At 69.4% G+C, this 21551-nt stretch carries 25 protein-coding genes; 15 read left to right on the top strand and 10 right to left on the bottom strand.

What is annotated here, in order from left to right:
* Positions 1–2: 2 nt before the first annotated feature.
* The 6 genes from OG741_RS02895 (at position 3) to OG741_RS02870 (ending at position 6290) form a co-directional block, all read left to right on the top strand.
* The gene (locus OG741_RS02895) at positions 3–1442 is read left to right on the top strand and encodes an adenylosuccinate lyase family protein (RefSeq protein ID WP_405594778.1); all 1440 of its coding nucleotides are present in this window, start codon (positions 3–5) and stop codon (positions 1440–1442) included.
* Positions 1439–2299 (top strand): alpha/beta hydrolase, encoded by an 861-nt coding sequence (locus tag OG741_RS02890; protein ID WP_405594776.1) that lies wholly within the window; start codon positions 1439–1441, stop codon positions 2297–2299. Before OG741_RS02895 ends, OG741_RS02890 begins: the two co-directional genes overlap by 4 nt.
* A gap of 113 nt (positions 2300–2412) precedes the next feature.
* Positions 2413–3849 (top strand): DHA2 family efflux MFS transporter permease subunit, encoded by a 1437-nt coding sequence (locus OG741_RS02885; RefSeq protein WP_405594774.1) that lies wholly within the window; start codon positions 2413–2415, stop codon positions 3847–3849.
* 93 nt (positions 3850–3942) lie between these two features.
* Positions 3943–4917 carry an acyl-ACP desaturase gene (locus OG741_RS02880; protein WP_405594772.1) on the top strand — a complete coding sequence of 325 codons (975 nt, stop codon included), beginning with the start codon at positions 3943–3945 and terminating at the stop codon, positions 4915–4917.
* Between the two features lie 30 nt (positions 4918–4947).
* Positions 4948–5379, top strand: coding sequence for a PaaI family thioesterase (locus OG741_RS02875; protein ID WP_405594769.1), 432 nt, complete (start codon positions 4948–4950; stop codon positions 5377–5379).
* Entirely contained in the window at positions 5376–6290 is a 915-nt protein-coding gene (locus tag OG741_RS02870) for a MaoC/PaaZ C-terminal domain-containing protein (protein WP_405594767.1), read from the top strand. The genes OG741_RS02875 and OG741_RS02870 overlap by 4 nt, the downstream gene beginning before the upstream one ends.
* 111 nt (positions 6291–6401) lie before the next feature.
* On the opposite strand, the gene OG741_RS02865 is transcribed toward OG741_RS02870, so the two are convergent.
* From OG741_RS02865 to OG741_RS02855, 3 genes are read right to left on the bottom strand one after another with little or no spacing between them, the layout of a single operon-like run.
* A complete protein-coding gene (locus OG741_RS02865) occupies positions 6402–6752 on the bottom strand; it encodes a 4Fe-4S dicluster domain-containing protein (protein WP_405594765.1) in 351 nt (116 codons plus the stop codon).
* Complete coding sequence (locus OG741_RS02860; protein WP_405594763.1) at positions 6749–7699, bottom strand: hypothetical protein; 951 nt, start codon at positions 7697–7699, stop codon at positions 6749–6751. Before OG741_RS02860 ends, OG741_RS02865 begins: the two co-directional genes overlap by 4 nt.
* Entirely contained in the window at positions 7696–7869 is a 174-nt protein-coding gene (locus OG741_RS02855; protein WP_405594761.1) for a hypothetical protein, read from the bottom strand. The genes OG741_RS02860 and OG741_RS02855 overlap by 4 nt, the downstream gene beginning before the upstream one ends.
* 148 nt (positions 7870–8017) lie before the next feature.
* Here OG741_RS02855 and OG741_RS02850 point away from each other — a divergent pair, with 148 nt between their 5' ends.
* Positions 8018–8881 (top strand): alpha/beta hydrolase, encoded by an 864-nt coding sequence (locus tag OG741_RS02850; protein ID WP_405594759.1) that lies wholly within the window; start codon positions 8018–8020, stop codon positions 8879–8881.
* Positions 8878–9657, top strand: coding sequence for an enoyl-ACP reductase FabI (fabI, locus tag OG741_RS02845; RefSeq protein WP_405594757.1), 780 nt, complete (start codon positions 8878–8880; stop codon positions 9655–9657). The genes OG741_RS02850 and fabI overlap by 4 nt, the downstream gene beginning before the upstream one ends.
* A 99-nt stretch (positions 9658–9756) precedes the next feature.
* On the opposite strand, the gene OG741_RS02840 is transcribed toward fabI, so the two are convergent.
* Both OG741_RS02840 and OG741_RS02835 read right to left on the bottom strand, forming a co-directional pair.
* Positions 9757–10404: a TetR/AcrR family transcriptional regulator gene (locus OG741_RS02840; RefSeq protein WP_405594755.1), complete on the bottom strand. Its 648-nt coding sequence runs from the start codon at positions 10402–10404 to the stop codon at positions 9757–9759.
* Between the two features lie 158 nt (positions 10405–10562).
* Positions 10563–11456: an alpha/beta fold hydrolase gene (locus tag OG741_RS02835; protein ID WP_405594754.1), complete on the bottom strand. Its 894-nt coding sequence runs from the start codon at positions 11454–11456 to the stop codon at positions 10563–10565.
* Positions 11457–11567: 111 nt separating this feature from the next.
* Here OG741_RS02835 and OG741_RS02830 point away from each other — a divergent pair, with 111 nt between their 5' ends.
* The 4 genes from OG741_RS02830 to OG741_RS02815 all read left to right on the top strand — a co-directional run bounded on the left by OG741_RS02830 (position 11568) and on the right by OG741_RS02815 (position 14239).
* Positions 11568–12020, top strand: coding sequence for a hypothetical protein (locus OG741_RS02830; protein WP_405594752.1), 453 nt, complete (start codon positions 11568–11570; stop codon positions 12018–12020).
* Between the two features lie 25 nt (positions 12021–12045).
* Positions 12046–12381, top strand: a complete 336-nt coding sequence (locus OG741_RS02825) for a chorismate mutase (RefSeq protein WP_405594750.1) — start codon at positions 12046–12048, stop codon at positions 12379–12381.
* Positions 12382–12432: 51 nt separating this feature from the next.
* On the top strand, positions 12433–13794 hold the full coding sequence (locus tag OG741_RS02820; protein ID WP_405594748.1) for a class II 3-deoxy-7-phosphoheptulonate synthase: 1362 nt from the start codon (positions 12433–12435) through the stop codon (positions 13792–13794).
* Positions 13795–14005: 211 nt separating this feature from the next.
* The gene (locus OG741_RS02815) at positions 14006–14239 is read left to right on the top strand and encodes an Lrp/AsnC family transcriptional regulator (protein WP_405594746.1); all 234 of its coding nucleotides are present in this window, start codon (positions 14006–14008) and stop codon (positions 14237–14239) included.
* 11 nt (positions 14240–14250) lie between these two features.
* On the opposite strand, the gene OG741_RS02810 is transcribed toward OG741_RS02815, so the two are convergent.
* The 5 genes from OG741_RS02810 to OG741_RS02790 all read right to left on the bottom strand — a co-directional run bounded on the left by OG741_RS02810 (position 14251) and on the right by OG741_RS02790 (position 18758).
* Positions 14251–14934, bottom strand: a complete 684-nt coding sequence (locus OG741_RS02810) for a CPBP family intramembrane glutamic endopeptidase (protein ID WP_405594744.1) — start codon at positions 14932–14934, stop codon at positions 14251–14253.
* A 120-nt stretch (positions 14935–15054) separates the two neighbouring features.
* Positions 15055–15993: a glycoside hydrolase family 16 protein gene (locus OG741_RS02805; protein WP_405594742.1), complete on the bottom strand. Its 939-nt coding sequence runs from the start codon at positions 15991–15993 to the stop codon at positions 15055–15057.
* 165 nt (positions 15994–16158) lie between these two features.
* On the bottom strand, positions 16159–16347 hold the full coding sequence (locus OG741_RS02800) for a YbdD/YjiX family protein (protein ID WP_405594740.1): 189 nt from the start codon (positions 16345–16347) through the stop codon (positions 16159–16161).
* Positions 16344–18464 (bottom strand): carbon starvation CstA family protein, encoded by a 2121-nt coding sequence (locus OG741_RS02795; protein WP_405594738.1) that lies wholly within the window; start codon positions 18462–18464, stop codon positions 16344–16346. Before OG741_RS02795 ends, OG741_RS02800 begins: the two co-directional genes overlap by 4 nt.
* A gap of 63 nt (positions 18465–18527) precedes the next feature.
* Positions 18528–18758: a DUF3311 domain-containing protein gene (locus OG741_RS02790; protein WP_405594736.1), complete on the bottom strand. Its 231-nt coding sequence runs from the start codon at positions 18756–18758 to the stop codon at positions 18528–18530.
* Positions 18759–18930: 172 nt separating this feature from the next.
* On the opposite strand from OG741_RS02790, the gene OG741_RS02785 reads away from it, so the two are divergent.
* Genes OG741_RS02785 through OG741_RS02775 form a run of 3 tightly spaced genes read left to right on the top strand, consistent with a single transcriptional unit; the run spans position 18931 to position 21391 of the window.
* The gene (locus OG741_RS02785) at positions 18931–20502 is read left to right on the top strand and encodes a sodium:solute symporter (RefSeq protein WP_405594734.1); all 1572 of its coding nucleotides are present in this window, start codon (positions 18931–18933) and stop codon (positions 20500–20502) included.
* Positions 20499–21107 (top strand): SigE family RNA polymerase sigma factor, encoded by a 609-nt coding sequence (locus tag OG741_RS02780; protein WP_405594732.1) that lies wholly within the window; start codon positions 20499–20501, stop codon positions 21105–21107. The genes OG741_RS02785 and OG741_RS02780 overlap by 4 nt, the downstream gene beginning before the upstream one ends.
* Complete coding sequence (locus OG741_RS02775; protein ID WP_405594729.1) at positions 21104–21391, top strand: hypothetical protein; 288 nt, start codon at positions 21104–21106, stop codon at positions 21389–21391. The genes OG741_RS02780 and OG741_RS02775 overlap by 4 nt, the downstream gene beginning before the upstream one ends.
* Positions 21392–21551: the final 160 nt, after the last annotated feature.

Below are 21551 nucleotides of genomic sequence, written 5' to 3'. Positions count from 1 at the left end.
CCATGCCCCCTTCACTCATGCCCGGTGCCATCGACGCCGGGCTGCTCAGCCCGGTGCGGGCCGGCACTCCGGCCGAGGCCGCCACGTCCGACGGCGCATGGCTCCAGGCGATGCTCGACGCCGAGGCGGCGCTGGTCCGCGCCCAGGCGTCGCTGGGCAACGTGCCCGCGGCGGCGGCCCGTACGATCAGCGATCTGGCCCGCGCCGACGGCCTGGACCTGCGCGAACTCGCCGTGCTCAGCAGGGGAGCGGCCAACCCGGTGGTGGCCGTGGTCCAGGCGTTCACCGCTCTGGTGGCCGCGAAGGACCCGGAAGCCGCCGACCATGTGCACCGCGGCTCGACGAGCCAGGACATCTTCGACACCGCGCTGATGCTGGTGGCCGGCCGGACCCTGGACATCCTGGTGGCGGATCTGGACGACATCGCCGGGTCCCTGCGCGCGCTGGCCGAGGAGCACAGGCGAACGCTCATGGCGGGGCGCACGCTCGCGCTGCACGCCGTGCCCACGACCTTCGGTCTCAAGGCGGCCGGCTGGCTGGCCGCGGTGAGCGAGGCCGCGGACCGGCTGCGCCGACTGCGGGCCGAGGGCCTTGTCGTCCAACTGGGAGGCGCCGCAGGCACGTTGGCGGGCTACGTCGAGTACGAGAAGCTTCACCGCGGCGCACGGCACGAGACGGTGCCCGAGAGCTATGCGCAGCGGTTGACCGCCCGGTTCGCCGCGGAGACGGGCCTGAGCGCCCCGGTACTGCCCTGGCACAGCCACCGTGCGCCAATTGCCTCTCTGGCCGCCGAACTCGCCCTGGCCACCGGCGTGCTGGGGAAGATCGCCGTGGATGTGCAGTCGCTGGCCCGTACGGAGACCGCGGAGGTGGCGGAACCTGCCGCGGCCGGCCGGGGTGTCTCCTCGGCGATGCCGCAGAAGCGGAACCCCGCGCTCGCCACGCTGATCCGTTCGGCGGCCCTGCAGGTACCGGCGTACGCCAGTGTGTTGACGCACAGCATGCTGTCCGAGGACGAGCGTTCGGCCGGCGCCTGGCATGCCGAATGGCAGCCGCTCCGAGAGTGTCTGCGGCTGGCCGGAGGGGCCGCGCACACCGCACGTGAGCTGATGGCCGGTCTTGAGGTGGCGCCCGGGCGCATGCGGGCGAATCTGGATCTGACGGGGGGCCTGATTGTCTCGGAGCGCCTGGCGGCCGTGCTGGCTCCGGTGCTCGGCAAGGCAGCCGCGAAGCACGTCATGAGCCGGGCTTCGTCTCAGGCGGCAGCCTCCGGTCTGCCCCTTGCCGTGGTGCTCTCCGGGGAGCAGGTGATCGCCGAACGGTTCGACGTCCGCGAACTCGAGCGGCTGCTGGATCCGGCCGGATACACGGGCGCCGCCGACGAGTTGGTGCGAAGCGCACTGGAACGGTACGCAGGCCGCTCCCGCGCGGAGTGCGAATGAGCCGTGGTGCGCCGTTCGTCGGCGCGGTCCTCAACGCGGTGTCCGGCCCGGCTCCCCGCCTCGCGGGCGGGGCGGCCTTCCGTCTCTTCTGCAATCCGCTCCGGCGCGGCAAGATCCTCCCCCGCGAGCGTGCCGTCCACGAGCGGGCCGTGACCGAGGAACTGACCGTCAACGGCAAGCGGGTGCGAGGCTACCGCTGGGGCAGTGGTGAACATCCCGTCCTGATGGTGCACGGGTGGCAGTCCAGGGCCTCGCGGTACGCCGGCTTCGTACCGCGGCTGGAGGCGCTGGGTCTGAGCCCGGTCTCCTTCGACGCCCCGGGTCACGGGGATTCGGGGGGCCGGGACACGACGATCCTCGAGTTCCGCGAGATCATCGGCCAACTCCAGGACAAATATGGCGCGTTCCATTCGGTGATCGCCCATTCGCTCGGCGCCACCAGCGTGTTCCTGGCGCTCCGCGGCGGCATCAAGGCGGGGCGCCTGGTCACCGTCTCGGCGGTCAAGGACTTCGGGCACTTCCCCGACGAGTTCAGCCGGATCCTGGGACTCCGCCCCGACCTGCGGCGGGATCTGCGCGACCGGATCGAGCACCGGCTGTTCGGGGACGTACGGGATCCCTGGGAGCTCTTCGACGCCACGCACCGGCCCGGCGAGATCGAAGTGCCGATGCGGATCATCCACGACGAGCACGACGACATGGTCCCGGTCGAACAGGCACACGCGCTGAAGGAGGCGTACGGAGACCAGGCGGAGCTGGTCATCACGGCGGAGCTCGGACACCGCAAGGTGCTCGGCGAGCCGAGGGTCATCGACGTGGCCATGGACTTCATCGCGCCATCGTCGCCACAGGATTGAGCATCTTCGCGCCGTGTCCACCGGCTTCCCTCTTTTAAATGCACGTACGGTCGTTTAGTTTTACTCCGAGGATCCGCCGCCGACCCCTGGATCCAACGATGAAGGGACCACTCATGACCACCGCTTCACCTCAGTCACCCGGGGCAAGCCCGGCGGACGCCGCAGAGCCGGACGAAGAACACGCACGGCACAGCTCCGCGGAGCGGACGGCCAAGATGGCGCTGTTCGTCGCGTCCGGCGCCACCTTCCTGGCCGTGCTGGACACCACGGTCGTGAACATCGCCTTCGCCGACCTGCGCGTCGACTTCCCCGACGCCTCGCTGTCCCAGCTGACTTGGGTCGTCACGGCGTATACCGTGGTCTTCGCGGCGCTGCTCGCCGTCGCCGGTCGGGTCGCCGATGTCATCGGGCGCAAGAAGCTGTTCCTCTGGTCCACGGTCCTGTTCACCGTCGCCTCGCTGCTGAGCGGGCTCGCCACGGGCGTGCCGATGCTCGTCGGAGCCCGTGCCCTGCAGGGTGTTGCGGCGGCCGGGATGATCCCCTCGGCGCTCGGTCTGGTGCTCCAGCACACGCCCCCGGCCCGTCGGCAGGTCGCCGTCGGGGTCTGGGGAGCCGTCGGCAGCATGGCCGCGGCCGTGGGGCCGAGCCTCGGCGGCCTGCTGGTCGACGTGTGGGGCTGGCGCAGCGTGTTCCTGATCAACCTGCCGATCGGGCTGGCCATCGTGGTGATCGCGGCGCGGCTTGCCGGCGACGCGCCGAGCGGACGCCGACTGCCCGACCCGGTGGGCACTCTGGCCCTGGCCCTGGGCATCGGCGGGGTCGTCTTCGGCGTGACCCAGGGGACGGAGTGGGGCTGGGGGAGCGGCCGCGTCCTCGCGCTGCTGACCGGTGGCGCCGTGCTCGTCGTGGCCGCCCTGCTGCTCTCCCGACGTCACCCGTCGCCCGCCATCGAGTGGGACCTGTGGCGCAGCGGCGCCTTCGCCGCCACCAACGTCGCCTCGCTGCTCTTCGGTGCAGCCATGTACTCCTACCTCCTGGGCTCGCTGCTGTTCCTCAACGCGGTCTGGGGCTACTCGGAGCTGAAGGCGGGCCTGGCAGTCACTCCGGGGGCCTTCGCCGCGGCGGTCGGCGCCATGGTGGTGGGGCGCCGGGTCGCCCCCCGAGCCCAGTGGGCGGCGGCGGCCATCGGCTCCGTGCTCTTCGGCGCCTCCTGTGCCGCGATGTATCTGCTGCTCGGTCCCGAGCGCGAGTACGCGGCCGTGTGGCTGCCCATCGGCATCGTGGCCGGCATGGGAATCGGCGCGGCGCTGACCGCGATCTCCAACGCGGCCACCGCTTCGTTGGCACCGCAGCGCTTCGCCTCCGGTACCGGCCTGCTGATGACGACACGTCAGATCGGCGGGGCGCTGGGCATCGCCGCCCTGGCGGCAATCCTCGAGCGGTACGACATCCTCGACGACCAGGGATATCTGAACGTGTTCCTCGCCTGCGGCATCGGATCCGTTGCGGCCGCTGCGGCCGCACCGATGATCCGCTCCCGGGCCGAGTAACCCCTATCGCATGGATTCACGGCGAGAGCGCCGCAGCCGGCTCATCGCCCTGCTCCTTCCCCCGCCCGTCAACAACGCGAAAAAGAGAGCGCAATGCCACCCATCGACCGCTCTGACCGTTCCGTCGCGCGCGCGGAGTACTCCCTGCTGGCCGAGCTCCAACCAGTGGTGGAAAGCAATCTCAACCGCCACCTCGGGGTGGCCAAGGAGTGGTTCCCGCACGAGTACGTCCCCTGGAGCGAAGGCCGGGACTTCGAGGGCCCGCTCGGCGGTGAGGCCTGGACTCCTCAGGAGGCCAAGCTCCCGGACGTGGCTCGTACCTCACTCGTGGTCAACCTTCTGACCGAGGACAACCTGCCCGGATACCACTTCGCGGTCGCCGAGTTCGGCAAGGACGGCGCCTGGGGCAACTGGGTCAATCGCTGGACGGCCGAGGAGGCCAGGCACGGTATCGCCCTGCGCGACTACCTCCTGGTCACCCGGACCGTCGACCCGAGAGCCCTGGAACGCGCCCGGATGGCACACATGTCGCTGGGTTACGACCGTCCCGACGGCTTCAGCGCGCTGCACGCGATCGCGTACGCGGCGTTCCAGGAACTCGCCACCCGGATCTCGCACCGCAACACCGGACATGTGAGCACCGATCCGGTCTGCGACGCGCTGCTGGCGCGGATCGCGGCGGACGAGAACCTCCACATGGTCTTCTACCGGAACCTGGTCGACGCGGCCTTCGAGCTGGCTCCCGACACCGCCATGGCGGTCGTCCGCGACGTGGTGACCGGCTTCGAGATGCCGGGTTCGACCATCAAGGACTTCGGGCGCAAGTCCGCCGAGATCGCCATCGCCGGCATCTACGACCTGCGGCTGCACCACGACAGCGTCGTCATGCCGATCCTGCGCAAGCTGCGCGTGTTCGAGAGAGAGGGGCTGGGTGCGGCCGGCGAGGCCGCCCGGGAGGAACTGGCCGATTTCCTGGCGAAGTTGGACACCCAGGCGACGTCCTTCACGGACCGGCGCGAAGGAATCCGGGAGTCACGTGCCCGGCGGGCGGCGGCTGTCGCGGCCTGACGGCACGTGTGAGGCACAAGGAGAATCGCGATGAAGCAGCCGCTTGACCGGATACTGACCGACCTGCCCGCCGAGTTGGCGGCCGAACAGCTGGTTGACCGGCTGGGCATAGAGATCAAGGAATGGTCCCAGGACCGGGTGGTCGCGACGATGCCCGTGGCCGGTAACCGGCAGCCGTTCGGTCTGCTGCACGGTGGCGCGAGCGCCGCGCTCGCCGAGACGCTCGGCTCCCTCGCCGCTACGGCATACGTGGCTCCCGACGGGATGCTGGTCGGGATCGAACTGAACTGCACCCACCACCGGGCGGCCCGCGAGGGCCTCGTCACAGGTGTCTGTGAACCGCTGTACCACGGCACCCAGGTCGGCACCTACCAAGTGACGATCACGGACGAAAACGACCGGCTGATCTGCACCGCACGTCTGACGTGCCTGCTGCGCAAGAGTGGAGGCACCGACCAATGACGTCTGCCGTGCAAACCCCGGAGGACTACGGCGTGTTGACCGGCTTCCAGACGGTGTCCGCGGTCGATGTGCGGCGGTTCCGGGACATGCTGGGCATGGCTGAGGGTGCGCGGCACGAGGGCGGGCAGCCCGGGGCCGGGACCGTCCCGGTCCCGCCGTCGCCGTCGGCCCCGCTCGGTCTGGTGGCGGCCGCCGCTCTGCGCGCGACTGCCGACCTGCTGACCCGCAGCGCCCCTCCTGACGGCATGGTGCTGATTCACGGAGCACAGAAGCTGTGTGTGTACCGGCCCGTATCCGCCGGGGCCGAACTAGCCTCCACTGCCTCCGTCCGTTCGGTGCGGCCGCTCGGCGGGGGCATCGCCACGGAGGTGCTCGTGCAGTTCGCCACACCGGTAGGCGAACCGGTGGCCGAGTCCACCTCGCTCGTCGTACGGACCCCTCCGACAGCCCCTCCACCAGCCCCCCGGGCCACCGCCGCGGGGGCGCCCGCAGCCACCGGAGAGCCTTCCGGCCAGGAGCCGGTCCGGCCGGACAGGACAGCCTCGTTCACTGTGACGCGCGAACTCGTGGGGGAGTACGCCGCGGTGTCCGGCGACCACAACCCCATTCACCTCTCGGAACTCGCCGCACGTGCGGCGGGGTTCCCCGACATCATCGCCCACGGCATGCTCACCTTCGCCCTCACCGCTCATCACCTCGCCGGCCTTGCCGGAGACGACCGGGTGAGTGAGATCCAGTGGCGCTTCTCCAAGCCCTTGACCGTCCCTGCCGAGGGCGCGGCTCTCGCACTCTCATGCCGGCCGTTGCCCGCCGGTACCGAGGAGAAGGGCGGCCTCCTGCTGACAGCCACGGACGGCGCCGGTTCGACGATCGCCAGAGGGCGGGCCGTGGTGGCGCCGCCCTCGGGGTGACTGCCCAGATCTCCCTTTGCAGTCCGCCCGATCCCACGCTCAGTCGCTCAGCGGCTGGGCGTGTCCGGCTGAGTGTGACGCCGCGCCGGCGCGACGCCGAACCGCCCCGGGTCACCGACCGGGGACCCCTGGAGCCCGTTCCGCCGGCAGGGTGCCCCACTTGCCGGGCTTCCCCTGCCATTCGTCGGCGTCCGCGCGCGGCACAACGCGCGAGGTTGCCAAGGGGAGTTCGGTGGCGAGCCGGGCGTTCCATTCGAGGGCGGGCGCGAGGTCGTCGGGCAGTTCGCCCTCCGGGTAGATCGCGTCGGCGGGGCACGCCTCTACGCAGTTCCCGCAGTCGATGCACTCGTCGGGGTCGATGACCAGGAATGTCTCGGCCTCCCGGAAGCAGGCGACCGGGCAGTAGGTGACGCATTCCGCGAACTTGCAGTGGACGCACTGCTCGGTGACCACGTGCGTCACGCGACGCCTTCCTGAGCATCGGCCGGGGTGTCGAGCGGCGCCGAGACGGCCGAACGGAGCAGTTCGGCGTGAAGGTCCATGAAGCGGTGCCCGGCGTCGAGCCCGAGTTCGTAGGCCTTGACGAGCCCTTCCGCGGTCGCCGCCGCATAGTCGACGCCCAGGTCCTTGAGGTCCTCGTCCGGCTTGATCACCAGGACTCGCGCACGGTGCAGGACGGAGCCTTCGACGATCTCCTCGGATGCGTAGAGGTCACGGAAGAGCGGGAAGGGGTCGCAGCCGATCGCGATCAGTACGGTCACGTCCTTGGCCGCGACCTCCCGTGCCGGACAGGAGCAGGTGTACGAGGCGTCGACGTACGCCTCCCCGTCGATCTCCGCCGGAACGTCCCAGGCGTGCAGCATGCGCGTCGAGGCATAGGACACGGCGTTGTAGTTGTCCGGCGTCAGCAGACGCTCCTCGTGCCCGGACCCGGTGCGCGAGGAGAACACGACCGTGGACAGGTTCTCATCGACCCAACTCCGGTCCCCGGCGAAGACGTTGCGCAGGAGCTGCTTGCCGAGTGCCTTCGCGCCCGGGCCCTGGGTGGTCTCCGCGGCGGCCGGATTGGTGACCTTGCTGGTGGCCAGCAGGAACTCCGGGGCTTCGGGACGGAAGAGCCCGTCGCGAAGCGTGGGACTGTACTCCTTGATGCTGTCGAGTACGACGCTGCTCATGCCCTTCTCCGCGGCGGCCGCGGCGGCCTTGAGCCAGTACCCCACGCCTGTCCGCCGCGCCCGCCCGACCGCGGCGAGACCGCCGGAAAGGCCGGAGGACGAGGCGGTGCCGTACACATGTGCGCGCAGTCCGCGCTCCTCGAAGGCGGACAGCACACCGTGGCCGTAGACGCCTTTGAGCATCCCCGCCGCGACGGCGATGCCGATGCGCTCTGTGGTGGCGGTGTCAGTCATGACAGCAGTCCCTTCTCGGACCGTTGTGCCGTGTGGGTGGGGGCCTCGGGCCGGCCCGTCAGGAGATACGCGTCAATCAGGTCGTCCAAGTGGTCCTTGAACCACTGGTTCGGGCCGGGCCGACTGTCCTCAGCTTTGTCCGGGACGGATGAGGAGTGCGGGAGCGTCATGTCGTCCTCCAGGAGGGAGAGTTGACCGAGAGAGACAATAGCACGACCGTACGTGCAGTTTCATTGTTCCGGACCCTCGAAGGAGGAATCAATATGAGCGAACGGTCGTGCTAACATCTCCTATTCCTGATCGATCTGGAGGCGTGGAATGGATCCCGCTACGGCAGCTGTCAGTGCGGTCCCGAGCGACACGTGCAAGGAATTGGTCGACCTCTTCCGGCGGCCTCAGGGCCGAAGCAGGGCCAGGCCCGACGAGCGGGCGGTCATCGAGGACGCACGGACCGGCGAGATGACGGTCAACGGCAAGGTGGTGATCACCTATCGCTGGGGCAGTGGGGAGCGTCCGGTGCTCCTGCTCCACGGCTGGGAGTCGCGCGCATCGCGTTACGCGAAGGTCATCGCCCGGCTGACGGAGCTGGGATACAGCCCGGTGGCCTTTGACGCACCGGGGCACGGTGAGGCCACCGGCGACACCACCACCCTCGTGGAGTACCGCGACATCATCGCCGAACTTCACCGCACACACGGCGAGTTCGAAGCGGTCGTTGCCCACTCCTTCGGTGTCCTCGCGACCTTCGTGTCCCTGCAGAGCGGCATGCGCACGAGGCGGATGGTGGCAATCAGCTCGGTTCCCGACTTCGCCTATCTGATCGACAAGTTTTGCACCCGGCTTCGGCTCTCGGCGCAGATGAAGGATGAACTGCGCAGGCAGATCGAACGGGAGGTGTACCCGGGGGAAGAGGACATGTGGACACGCTTCTCGGTCTTCCACAAGTCCGCCGGCGTTCGGATTCCGCTGCTCGTCATTCATGACGAGGAGGACGCCACGGTCGACGCCGGGCAGGCGGCGCGCATCGTCGAGGCCTTCGGTGACCGCGCCCGGCTGGTCACTACGCGCAGGTTCGGCCACCAGCGCATTCTCGGCGCGCCCCAAGTCGTGGCGGAGATCGCGGAGTTCGTCGCATCCGGTGCCACGGAGCCCGGACAGAAGACCGCGGCGGTGGCGGGATGAACGGCATACTCGCGGGCAAGCGCGTTCTGGTGACGGGGGTCCTGATGGAGTCCTCGATCGCCTTCCATGCCGCCCGGCTCGCCCAGGAGCAGGGCGCCGAAGTGGTCCTCACCGGATACGGCCGGCTCGGCCTGGTCGAACGCATCGCCAAGCGACTGCCGCGGCCCGCTCCACTGATCGAACTCGACGTCCAGGACAAGGGGCACCTCGAAAGCCTCGCGGACCGGATCCGGGAGAGCGTCGGCAACGACGCACGGCTGGACGGCGTGGTGCATTCCATCGCTTTCGCCCCTCAGGACGCACTCGGGGGCAACTTCCTCGAGACCGGGTGGGACTCCGTGGCGACCGCGGTCGAGGTGTCCGCGTACTCCCTGAAGGCCCTGGCCGTGGCCTGCCTGCCGCTCATGAAGGAGCGGGGCGGGGCGATCGTGGGGCTGGACTTCGATGCGCAGATCGCCTGGCCCGCCTACGACTGGATGGGGGTGGCCAAGGCGGCCCTCGAATCCACCTCGCGCTATGTGGCCCGGGATCTGGGCCCCCGGGGGATCCGCTGCAACCTGGTCGCGGCCGGACCGATCAAGACGATGGCGGCCAAGTCCATCCCGGGGTTCGAGACGTTCAGGGAGGTGTGGAGCACGCGTGCCCCCATCGGCTGGGATCTGTCCGACCCCGAGCCGGCGGCCCGTGCGGTCGTCGCGCTGCTGTCGGACTGGTTCCCCCGAACGACGGGAGAGATCGTGCATGTCGACGGAGGCGTGCACGCCGTCGGGGCGTAGGCACCGCCTGCGGTCGAACCGTGCGAGGGGCCGCCCTGCGGGGCGGCCCCTCGTTTCGACGTCTGCCCGCGTGCCGCGGTGTCCAGGGCGCCAGGGGTGTCAGGCAGCAGCGTCAGGCAGCAGCGCCGGGTCGGTGGCCACGCCGCGCAGGCGATTCAGGATGGCCTTGGCCGCCCTGTCGTAGGAGGTGAACTCGTCGTGCAGAACGGATTCCGCGTTGGCCATTTCGAGGAGCGCGGCGAGTTCGAAGACGAGTTGCGGGACGTCGATGTCCTGTGCGACGTCGCCCGCCTGCTGTGCTTCCTGCACGGTCTGCTCGAGGAAGGTGAACCAGTTGGTGCGGGCCGCGGCAAGCGTGTCGTGGACCTTGCCCTCGCGGGCGTCGTACTCGGCCGAGGCCGAGTAGAAGAAGCAGCCCCCCGGGAAGACCCGGTCCTTGGAGTAGGCGAGCCAGCCGGTGCAGACATGCCACAGGCGGTCGATCCCCGGCGGCAGTTCACGGGCCGGCTGGACCACGTGCTTCAGATAGACCTTGATGGCCGCGTGGACCGTGGAGAGCTGCAGGTCCTCCTTGGAGCCGAACAGGGCGAATACGCCGCTCTTGCTGAGGTTGAGCTCCGTCGCGAGCCGTCCGAGGGACAGGCCCTCCAGGCCCTCGACGGATGCGATCTCCACGGTTCTTTGGAGGATCAACTGACGCGTCTGATTTCCTCGTGCGATCCGCCCGTCGATGTGTCCGGCTGCCATGCTCGCGCCTGCCTATCTCTCGGGCCGGGCGCTCGTGCTCGTGTTGCCCAGGCCCTCGTGGTGCTCGGTGAAGTGCCCATTGTACCGACTAAGTGGACGACCGTGCGGTCAGTGAGCACGGGTGGGCAGCGGAAGGGCGGGGGCAGTGAGGCCGGCCCTCACTCCGCCGTGACCGTCTCCGTTGCCGCTTCCGCGGACCGAGTCCTCCCGTGCTCCACGAAGTCCAGGACGGTACGCACGACTTCGGGGTCGCCGAGAATCCGGCGGTGGCCGAGGCCGTTCGTCGTGATCAGCCGCGCCTGGGCGCCGAACGCTCCCGCGAGCCGGCGCCCCTGAGCCACCTCGATCCTGGTGTCGTCCACGTCATGGATGACCAGGATCGGAGACGCGATGTCCGCGGTCGTGTCCACCACGGAGAAGGGCGTCCGGTCGACCGGCAGAGCGGGGAAGAGCTTCTTGTCGATCTCTCCGCACAGCTGGGCCTTCAACCGGGGGCGCAGATTGAGGGCGGAGGAGAACTCCTCGATCAGGTAGCTGAAGTCGCAGACAGGGCTGATGGTGACGATCTTCCCGACCCGCACTCCGTGCTTCAGCGCGAAGAAGGATCCGAGGGCGCCCATGGAGTGCGCCACCAGGGCCTCGAAATCACCGTACTGCTCGTGCAGTTCGGAGAGGATGTCGCGATATTCGAGGATGGTGGTGCTCCGGCCGGTGGCGTCGCCGTGGCCGGGAGCGTCAAAGGTGACGACGCTGTAGCCGCGGTCGAGGAGTCCCGGGACGAAGTCGGAGAATCGCGAGCCGCGCGACTGCCAGCCGTGCACGAGCAGTACGGGCCTCTCACCGCTGCCCCACAGGTAGGTCACCGCGGACTTGCCGTTGACCTTCACCCGTCCGGTGCGCGCCGCTTCGAACAGCTCGCGTTCCGCGGACCGCAACGTGCTCCGGGTGAGCGGCATATGGAACAGGGTGAAGGTGCCCGCACCCGCCAGCCGCCCCGAGACGCGGGAGATGCTGTTCAGGGCGGCGCTCGCGACTGCCTCGATTGGCCCCATGCTCAGTACTCCTCGATCGACATCAGTATGTCGAAATGTTAGCACGAACGACCGTGCTCTTATAGTCTCTCCTGGAGAGGACCGCCCCCGCTCACTCGCGAGGAGAACGGCATGTCGGCCACCATCTGGTTCACGCCATGGAAGCCCGGCCCGGCCGGGGACCCCGCGCCCGACACCCCCGCGGACAACGCGGCCGTCGTCAGCGTCACCGAGTTCACCCCGCACCGGCCGTGGACCGCCGTAGGTGTCTACGTCGCAGGCGTGGCCCTGCGAGAGGCCTGGCACGAAATCGACGGCGCGGTCGGACAGTGGCTGTGGATGGCCCCGGATCCCCTCCGCCCCCGATCGGGTTCGGTCTCCGTCTGGCGCGACGAGAGCGATCTGCGGGGCTTCGTGGCGCGCCCCGACCATGCGCGGATCGTGCGCTCGTACCGTCACCGGGGCACCATGCGGTCGACCCTCTGGCGGACCGAGCACTTCAGCATGAGCGCAGCCCAGGAAGCCGCGCGTTCGATTCTCACCGGCCGGTCCGCCTGGCCCGGCGCGTCTGACCGAAGAACTTGATCTCTTCCCCCCCGAAGGAGAATCCGTGCCAAGCCCCCTTGCCCATTCTGTGATCGGCGTGCCCGTCGACACCGGAGTGCCCGCCGACGCTCCGGGCGCGGCCAACGCCGTCGTCGCCGTCGGCCGGCACCGGGCTCGCATCGACGAGATCGACCGGCAGCTGATCGGACTGATCGAGCAGCGCATGGCCCTGTCCTCCCAGGTGCAGGCAACCCGCATGTCCACCGGCGGACCTGCCCTCGCCCCAGCCCGCGAGACCCAGATCATCAGCCACTACCGCGCGACACTCGGCGACATCGGCGCCGAAGCCGCCCTGCTCATCCTGCGACTCTCCCGCGGTGGCGGGGCCGATGAACAGTGAGCTCCGCATGACTAAGTCCGAGGTGGCGACATGGAGTGGTGGCGGTCGGACATGAGCGTGTCGAAGACGGATTCCTGCGCGTCCCTCCCCGCGAAGAACTCCTATCAGTCCTTCCCCGCTGCGCAGCAGCCGACATGGCCGGACCCCGAAGCCCTGCGCGCCGTACTCACGGAACTCGAGTCCTGTCCGCCCCTGGTGTTCGCCGGTGAGTGCGACCTGCTGCGCGAGCGGCTCGCGTCGGTGGCGAAGGGCGAGGCATTTCTCCTGCAGGGCGGAGACTGCGCCGAGACCTTCGACGGGGTCTCCGCCGAACAGATCCAGAACAAGCTGAGGACGCTGCTGCAGATGGCAGTCGTCCTGACGTACGCGGCCTCGGTACCCGTGGTCAAGGTGGGCCGGATCGCCGGTCAGTACTCCAAGCCCCGCTCCAGGCCCACCGAGACACGCGACGGCGTCGAACTGCCCGTGTACCGAGGCGACTCGGTCAACGGCCTCAAGTTCACCCAGCAGTCCCGGACTCCGGACCCGCAGCGGCTGAAGCAGATGTACCACGCCTCGGCGGCGACGCTGAACCTGGTCCGCGCCTTCACCACCGGTGGTTTCGCCGATCTGCGCCAAGTGCACTCCTGGAACCAGGACTTCGTGGCACTGTCACCGTCGGGCAAGCGCTACGAGCGGCTGGCCAGGGAGATCGACAACGCGCTGTCCTTCATGCGGGCCTGCGGGACCGATCCGGAGGAGTTCAGGACGGTCGAGTTCTTCGCCAGCCACGAGGCGCTCATCCTGGACTACGAGTCGGCGCTGACCCGGGTGGACTCCCGCAGCGGCCGGCTGTACGACGTCTCCGGCCACATGGTGTGGATCGGCGAGCGCACCCGCCAACTGGACGGCGCACACGTCGAGTTCGCCTCCCGGATCCACAACCCGATCGGCGTCAAGCTGGGCCCGGGCACCACGGCTGACGAAGCGCTGGCCCTGATCGACAGACTGGACCCGAACCGGGAGCCCGGTCGGCTGACCTTCATCACCAGGATGGGGGCGGACAAGGTACGTGACCGGCTGCCGTCACTGGTGGAAAAGGTCACTGCGTCGGGTGCCCGGGTGGTGTGGCAGTGCGACCCCATGCACGGCAACACCCGCGAGTCGGCCAGCGGATACAAGACCCGCATGTTCGACGACGTACTGGACGAGGTCAAGGGCTTCTTCGAGGTGCACCACGGGCTCGGCACCCACCCGGGCGGCATCCATGTGGAGTTGACCGGTGACAACGTCACCGAATGCGTCGGCGGCGGCGACAAGATCCTCGACGCGGACCTGAACCGGCGGTACGAGACCGCCTGTGACCCGCGGCTCAACCGTACGCAATCGCTGGACCTGGCCTTCCTGGTCGCGGAGGTGTACCGCGACCACTGACACGGACCGCTGAGCAACAGCCGGGGCGCTCCGCTCCACCCACCCACGCTTTTCTGGGTGGAGCGGAGCCCGCTGTCCGCAGCGACGCCCTGATACCCGGCCCCTTGGTCACGCGGCCCGCGACGGCGCACACTGGCCTTGACCGCGAGGGCACAGCGCCGCAGCGCCCGCCCCGCGGGAGTACCTGCTGCGAGGCGCAGGGAGGTTCGTCATGGTCGAGGCCTACATCTTGATCCAGACCCGAGCGGGCACGGCACGTGATGTTGCCGCGGCGGTGTCGGCCATCCCCGGCGTGCTGCGGGCCAAGGCGGTGGCCGGCCCGTACGACGTGATCGCACAGGCCGAGGGGGAGACCGTGGATGACCTGGGCCGTCTGGTGATCGCCCGGATCCAGAAGGTCGAAGGCATCTCCCGCACCCTTACCTGTCCGGTGGTCGAGCTCTAGCCACTCGCACCTCACCAGCGGGCGACCGCCCAGGCGAGCGCATAGCCCGCGCTGCTCAGGGCGCAGTGCAGCGCGACGGGAGGGATGAGGCTGCCGGAGCGGCGGCGGAGTTCGCAGAAGAAGACACCGGCGATGGCGGTGCCAAGGACCACCGCCGCCACGGACAGGGCGACGCCGGTACTGCTCGTGCCGAAGACCGACTCGGCGGCCGCGTTCGCGCGCGTGAGCCCCCGCGCGGGCTGCACGTGCCAGAGCCCGAAGAGCACCGAGGAGGTGGCGGTGGCCCAGGTGGTTCCCCGCCGCCGCTCGATCATGGCCCAGAGAACTCCCCGGAACGCGATCTCCTCGAGCAGCACGGTGCCGAGCGGTACGCGGACCAGCACGCGGAATTCCAGCTGTTCCGGGGACAGCTCCGCTGCGCGCTCGTCGAGGAAGGCGTCCCGGGTGAACGGCATGGCCAGACCCAGCAGATAGACCACCAGAACGGCTCCGACGAGGACCAGTCCCCAGCGCAGGCCCCGGCGGGCGGAGGCGGCGCCGAGTCCCAGGTCCGCCCAGGTGAGGCCGTCCCACCGGGCGATCAGCAGGAGAACCGCGGTCGTGGCGGCGCAGAGGGGGACGTACCAAGCGGCCGCCAGCTGGTTTCCCCACACCTGCACGGCAGCGAGAATCGCGATGACCAGAGTGAGCCGCATCGTCGTACCAGGATCGCGAATCCCGGTTGCGGTCCCCAAGCAACGCGCCGGGCGGCGTTCTCATGGCCGGGCTCCGTGGCGCCGGCGACACGGCACGGCAGGATCCGTACGCGAGGTCCGTCAGGCCGTGCCGCTGGTGAGAACGGTGACGTGGTCGACGAGCATGGGACTGCCGGGGCGGGTCCTCTGGGTGGGTGTGCTCTTCCCGGCGAGCGCGTTGGGGAAGCCGCCGCCGATGGCCAGGTTGAGGAGGATGAAGTGCCCGTGGCCCGTGGCGGCGCTCCAGGCGGCCTCGTCCACCTGTGCCGAGCTGACGGTGTGGTATTGCCTGCCGTCGACGTACCAGCTCAGCCTCTCGGGCTGGGTGCTGCGGTCCCAGTCGAGGGTGTACGTGTGGAAATGGCCGGTGCAGCGTGTGCGGGGGCAGCTGGTGGTGGCGGCGATGCCGGTGCTTTCGTTGCACGGGCCGCCGGTGGGGGTGCCGCAGTGCATGACGCCCCAGATCCGGTTGAGGCCGTTCACGTTCTCCATGATGTCGAACTCGCCGGCGGTGGGTGAGGGCGCCTGGCCCGTGCGGAAGGGCGCGCCCATGGTCCACAGGGCGGGCCAGTAGCCTTCGGCGGCGGGGCCGGTGACGGCGGGGAGTTGGATGCGGGCCTGGATGCGCAGTCTTCCGCCGGCGGGAGGCTGGAAGTCACTGCGGCGGGTTTCGATACGTCCGGAGGTCCATCGCCCGGCACGGTCCCGCAGCGGTGTGATCCGCAGGTTGCCGTTGCCGTCGCGGCTGAGGTTGGCCGGGTCCGCGGTGTAGGTCTGGACCTCGCCGGTGCCCCACTGGGGTGGACCGCCGGGGTATCCGGTGCCGAGATCGATGATCCACTTGTCGGCGTCGGGCAGACTGCCCGCTGCCCCCTCGAAGTCGTCGGCCAACTCCAGCCTCCACACGTGTGTGGCAGACGCCGGGGCGCCTGCGTTCACCGGTGCAAGGCTCACGCAGCAGGCGGCCAGCGCGACGGCCACCGCGCGGCGTGTGCGGCCCTTGAGCAGCGGCAGCTTCATCGAGACCCGCTTCCCGCGCCGTGGTGGCGACCGATCCCAGATCCGACATCCATGCTTCCGCACCTTATGTGCGGTGATATTCGGTTGGTGCGTGGCGCGCCGGGACAGTCCAGCCAAGGGGAGCGGGGTGCCGCGACCTGGCAACGGCGCGGCACCCCGGGTCGGTCAGCAGCAGCGGCTGCTCGGGTGGGCCTCTTGGTGCGCGATGCGCAGCTTCTCGTACTCCGGGCGGGTGGGGACAGGGGCGTCGGGGTGGTTGCGGAGGTGGCGCTCGCAGTATCGGTCGTACGCGGCCTCGCCGGTGAACTCCCGTACGTACCAGCGCAGTTCGTCCAGCACGTGACGGAGCGTCATTCGCGGGCTCCGGCGAGCTCCTTGCGGGGCCCCGGCACCGGCACCTTGAGCTGCGAGACGACGTACGGCGCTTCCGTGGTGGGCAGCTGGGCGGGCGAGCGCAGAGCGCGGGCGCACACCACGGCCGCGTTGGCGATCACGGTCACGACCAGCAGGAGGAAGACGGCGATGAGGACGCCGTCGACGGTGGAGTTGGTGACCACGGTGTGCATGTCGTCCATGGTCTTGGCGGGGGGAAGCACGGTGCCCGCGTCGATACCGTCGGCGTACTTGTGCCGCTGGGCGAAGAAGCCGACGCGCGGGTCGTCGGAGAAGATCTTCTGCCAGCCGGCGGTGAAGGTGACGGCGACCACCCAGGCCAGCGGGACGGCGGTTACCCAGGCCCAGCGCAGCCGTCCGGACTTGACCAGGACGGTGGTGCAGACGGTGAGGGCTACCGCGGCGAGCAGCTGGTTGGCGATGCCGAAGAGCGGGAAGAGCTGGTTGATTCCGCCCAGCGGGTCGGTGGCGCCGGTGTAGAGGAAGTAGCCCCAGGCGGTCACGACCAGTGCGCTGGTGATCCAGATACCCGGCTTCCAGTTGACGCGGCCGATCGGCTTGTAGACGTTGCCGAGCATGTCCTGGAGCATGAAGCGGCCCACCCGGGTGCCCGCGTCGACCGTGGTGAGGATGAACAGTGCCTCGAACATGATCGCGAAGTGGTACCAGAAGGCCTTCAGGGCGGCCCCGCCGAAGACCCCGGAGAAGATCTCCGACATGCCGACCGCCAGTGTGGGTGCCCCGCCTGAGCGGGCGATCAGCGTCTGTTCCTCCACCGCCTTCGCGGCGGCGGTCAGTTGCTCGGGTGTGATCGTGAAGCCGAGGCCGGCGACCGCCTGGGAGGCGGATTCGACGGTGGTGCCGAGCATCCCCGCGGGGGCGTTCATCGCGTAGTACAGCCCCGGGTCGAGGACGGAGGCGGCGATCAGGGCCATGACGGCGACGAACGACTCCATCAGCATCGCGCCGTAGCCGATCATCCGTACCTGGGACTCCTTCTGGATCAGCTTCGGGGTGGTCCCGGAAGCGACCAGGGAGTGGAAGCCGGACAGCGCGCCGCAGGCGATGGTGATGAACAGGAACGGGAAGAGGGAGCCGGCGAAGACCGGTCCGGTGCCCGAGGTGGCGAAGTCGCTCACCGCCTCGGCCTGCAGCTTGGGTGCGGCCACCAGTACGCCGACCGCGAGCAGCGCGATGGTGCCGATCTTCATGAAGGTGGAGAGGTAGTCGCGCGGCGCGAGCAGCATCCACACCGGCAGAACGGAGGCGACGAATCCATAGCCGGCCAGGCAGAAGACGAGAGTTGTCGGGCTCCAGGTGAAGGCGTCGGCGAGTGAGGAGTTCTCCACCCAGCCGCCGCCGACGATGGCGAGGAGCAGCAGTGCGACACCGATCAGGCTCGTCTCGGCCACCCGTCCCGGGCGCAGGTACTGCAGATAGAAGCCCATGAAGAGGGCGATGGGGATGGTCATGGTGACCGAGAAGGTCCCCCACGGGGAGTGCGCGAGGGCATTGACGACGACCAGCGCCAGCACACCCAGCAGGATGATCATGATAACGAAGACCGCGATCAGCGCCGCGGCCCCGCCCACCTTGCCGATCTCCTCACGGGCCATCTGACCGAGCGACTTGCCGTCCCGGCGCATGGACAGGAACAGCACCACCATGTCCTGCACCGCCCCGGCGAAGATCACGCCGACGACGATCCAGATGGTCCCCGGCAGATATCCCATCTGGGCGGCCAGCACCGGCCCGACCAGCGGCCCGGCCCCTGCGATCGCCGCGAAGTGATGTCCGAGCAGCACACGGCGGTCGGTCGGCTGGAAGTCGACCCCGTCCTCGAGCCGCTCGGCGGGTGTGGCTCGAGTGTCGTCGAGCTTCAGCACGCGCCGGGCGATGAAGCGTGAGTAGAAGCGGTACGCGATGGCATACGACCCCAGGGCCGCGACCACCAGCCATACGGCGGAGATCTCCTCGCCCCGGGCCAGGGCCACCATGCCCCAGGCGAAGGCGCCGAGTAGGGCGACGAAGGTCCACAAAGCAATCGATTTCGGACGCACTTGGACGTTTTTTGGCATGGAGGATCCTCGGCTCGGCGGGTCTGGGGTGAAGGGTGACGGTGAAGGAGAAGCGGGTGCGGGTCAGGGCTTGGGCGGACGCCGGGTCAGCAGATACGCCGCGAGCAGGGCGAGGCTGCACACCGGCACCCAGGCGAGCTGGTACCAGTAGAAGAACGGCACCCCGGCCAGCTCCGGCCGGTCCTGCGCGTACCAGGGCACCCACAGCAGGGCAACGACGGGAGCGACGAGGCAGACCCCGGCCGCTGTCCGGCGCCAGGCATGGTGGTGGCGGGGGAGCGGGATCCGTACCACGGGTGACCTCCTCATTCCTGTCGGTCTGTGCAAGAGTTGCCGGCGTCCGTGATTCGGTTGACAGAAGATTTCAGAGAGATTTCCCTGGTTTTCCTGTCATCGCAGCCGGCCCTACGCGCAACTCGTATGCGACAGGGCTCGCGCACTCCCAGGACACCAAGGACGGTGACCGATGACCGAAGGTCCCATGGTCGCGGCGTTCCTCGCCGTCATCGGCGGTGCGTCGCTGCTTGCCGTCACCGCGCGCCGCCTGCACGCCAACGACAATCTGCCCTCCTTGGAGGGCTGGGCGCTGGCCGACCGCAGCCTCGGCACCGTCTGGACCTGGTTGCTGCTGGGCGGCACCATCTTCACCGCGTACACCTTCGCCGCCGTACCCGGCCTGGTGTACGGGAACGGGGCACCCGCCTTCTTCGCCCTCCCGTACACCGTGATCGTCTGCCCGCTCGCCTTCGTACTGCTGCCCCGGATGTGGAGCGCGGCACGGGACCACGGCTACGTCACCGCCGCCGACTTCGTCCGCGGACGCTACGGTTCGGGCCCGCTGGCCCTGGTCGTCGCGCTCACCGGCATCCTCGCCACCATGCCCTACCTCGCCCTGCAGCTCCTGGGCATCCGCGCCGTACTCACCGCGGGCGGGCTCTACCCGAGTGCCGCCACCGGCGACCTGGCAATGGCCGCGATCTTCGCCGGTCTCGCGGTCGCCACCTACCGGCACGGTCTGCGCGCGCCCACCGTCATAGCGGCGCTCAAGGGTGTGGCGGTCTTCTGCTCGGTACTCGCCGTCAGCTGGCTCGTGCTGGCCCGCCTCGGCGGCCCCGGTGCCGTCTTCGACCAGGCCGCCCGCCGGCTCTCCGGCCCGGACGCCGGCCACGCCTCCCTCGTCCTCTCTCCGGACCAGCAGCCCGCCTTCGCCACCCTGGCCCTGGGCTCGGCGCTCGCCCTGCTGATGTACCCGCACGTCCTTACCGCCGCCTTCGCCGCTTCCAGCCCGCGCGTCCTGCGCCGGGTCGCCGTTGCCCTGCCCGCCTGGACCGCGGTGCTCGCACTGTTCGGGCTGCTCGGCATCGCGGCGCTCGCCTCGGGCGTCGAGACCCCCGAAGGTGGCGCCGAGGCCGCGGTCCCCATCCTGGTGGACCGCCTGATGCCGGGGCCGCTGGCGGGTCTGGTCTTCGGCGCGATCACCGTGGGTGCGCTGGTCCCGGCCGCGGTCATGTCGATCGCGGCCGCGACCTCGTTCGTACGCAATGTCTACACCGAGTATTTCCACCCCACCGCCACGCCCAAGCGTCAGGTACGGATCGCCAAGGCGGTCTCCCTCACGGCCAAGGCGGGAGCCGTCGCGTTCGTCTTCGGGCTGCGGGACCAGGACGCCATCAACCTCCAGCTCCTCGGCGGTGTCTGGATCCTCCAGATCTTCCCCGCTGTGGCCATCGGGCTGTTCACCCGCCGGCTGCATCACCGGGCGCTGCTCGCGGGGTGGGCCGCCGGGATGCTGTTCGGCACGGTCATGGTCGTACGGGAGGGCTTCTCGCCCGTCGTACCGCTCGGCCTGCCCGGCATCTCCGGTCATCCGGTGGAGATCTACGCGGGGCTGGCCGCTCTGATCCTCAACCTGGCAGTCTCGCTGGCCGGCACGGCCGTACTGGACCGGATCGGCACACCCCGGGGCGCGGACTCCACCGCGCTGCCAGGCCGGCTGACAGTCAGGCACCGTCCTGAGACGGGAGCGAGCAAGGCATGAGCACAAGACGGACAGTCCGGCCCGTGACCACCGGCGTCCCGTCACCACCGCCGCAGGTGGCCGGGCCGGCAGGCGTGGCAGAGGCAAGTACAGCCGACCTCGCCGGAACCGCGGAAGCGGAGCGGGAGGCGGCCGTAGCCCGGCTCTTCGATCTTCACTACACCTCGATGCTCCGCCTCGCCGCGCTGCTGGGCGCCGACGATCCGGAGAACATCGTGGCCGAGGCGTTCTACCAGATCTACCGGAGGTGGCGGAAACTGCGCGACGCCGAATCAGCGGAGGCGTATCTGCGCTCCACCGTCTGCAATCTGACCCGGATGCGGATACGTCATCTCCAGGTGGCCCGTCGGCACGCCGAGGCACCGCCGGCCGACCCGGTCGCCTCGGCCGAGAATTCGGCCCTGCTCCGTGACGACCAGCGGGTGTTGGTCGACGCCCTCCAGCAACTGCCCGCCCGGCAGCGCGAAGCCCTCGTGCTGCGGCACTGGCTGGGCCTGAAAGAAAGCGAGATCGCTGACGCGATGGGCATTTCGGCAGGATCGGTCAAGACCCATACCGCGCGCGGCCTCGCCGCTCTCACCCAGGCGATGGAGACACGGCGATGAGCACCACCCCGGGTGCCCCCGGCACTGAGAAGCAGCTCCGCGAGACTCTCGAGGCCCTCGCCCACCAGGTGCGGCCCGCCCCCGACGCCTATCGGACCGCCCGTGGCGACTGGCTCCGCCGCGAACGCAGGCGCCGCCTGGTCCTGGCGGTCCTCATCACGGTCGTCTTCGCCCTCGCCGTACTGATCGGTCTCTGGGTACTCAACCAGACGCCTTCCGGCTCGGGCGCGATCTTCAACGGTGCCCGCAGCGCGGTTGCCTCCGCACCCCCACACGGTGGCTGAACTCGGGGTCGTGCATACCAGCTCGACGACACCGACGTCATCGGCGCACAGAAGCTGTCGTTATTTCAGGTGAAACCCCCTCGCGGTCATACGCCTCGGGCATAGATCCCCCTACCCTCTTATCGCACTTGATGTAGACCACGGAGCTGTCCAGGGAGCT

The organism is Streptomyces sp. NBC_01410 (genome assembly GCF_045040195.1).
Taxonomy (GTDB): Bacteria; Actinomycetota; Actinomycetes; order Streptomycetales; family Streptomycetaceae; genus Streptomyces.
Note: the sequence above shows the minus strand (reverse complement) of the source record. Positions and strands in the feature narration are given on the sequence as shown.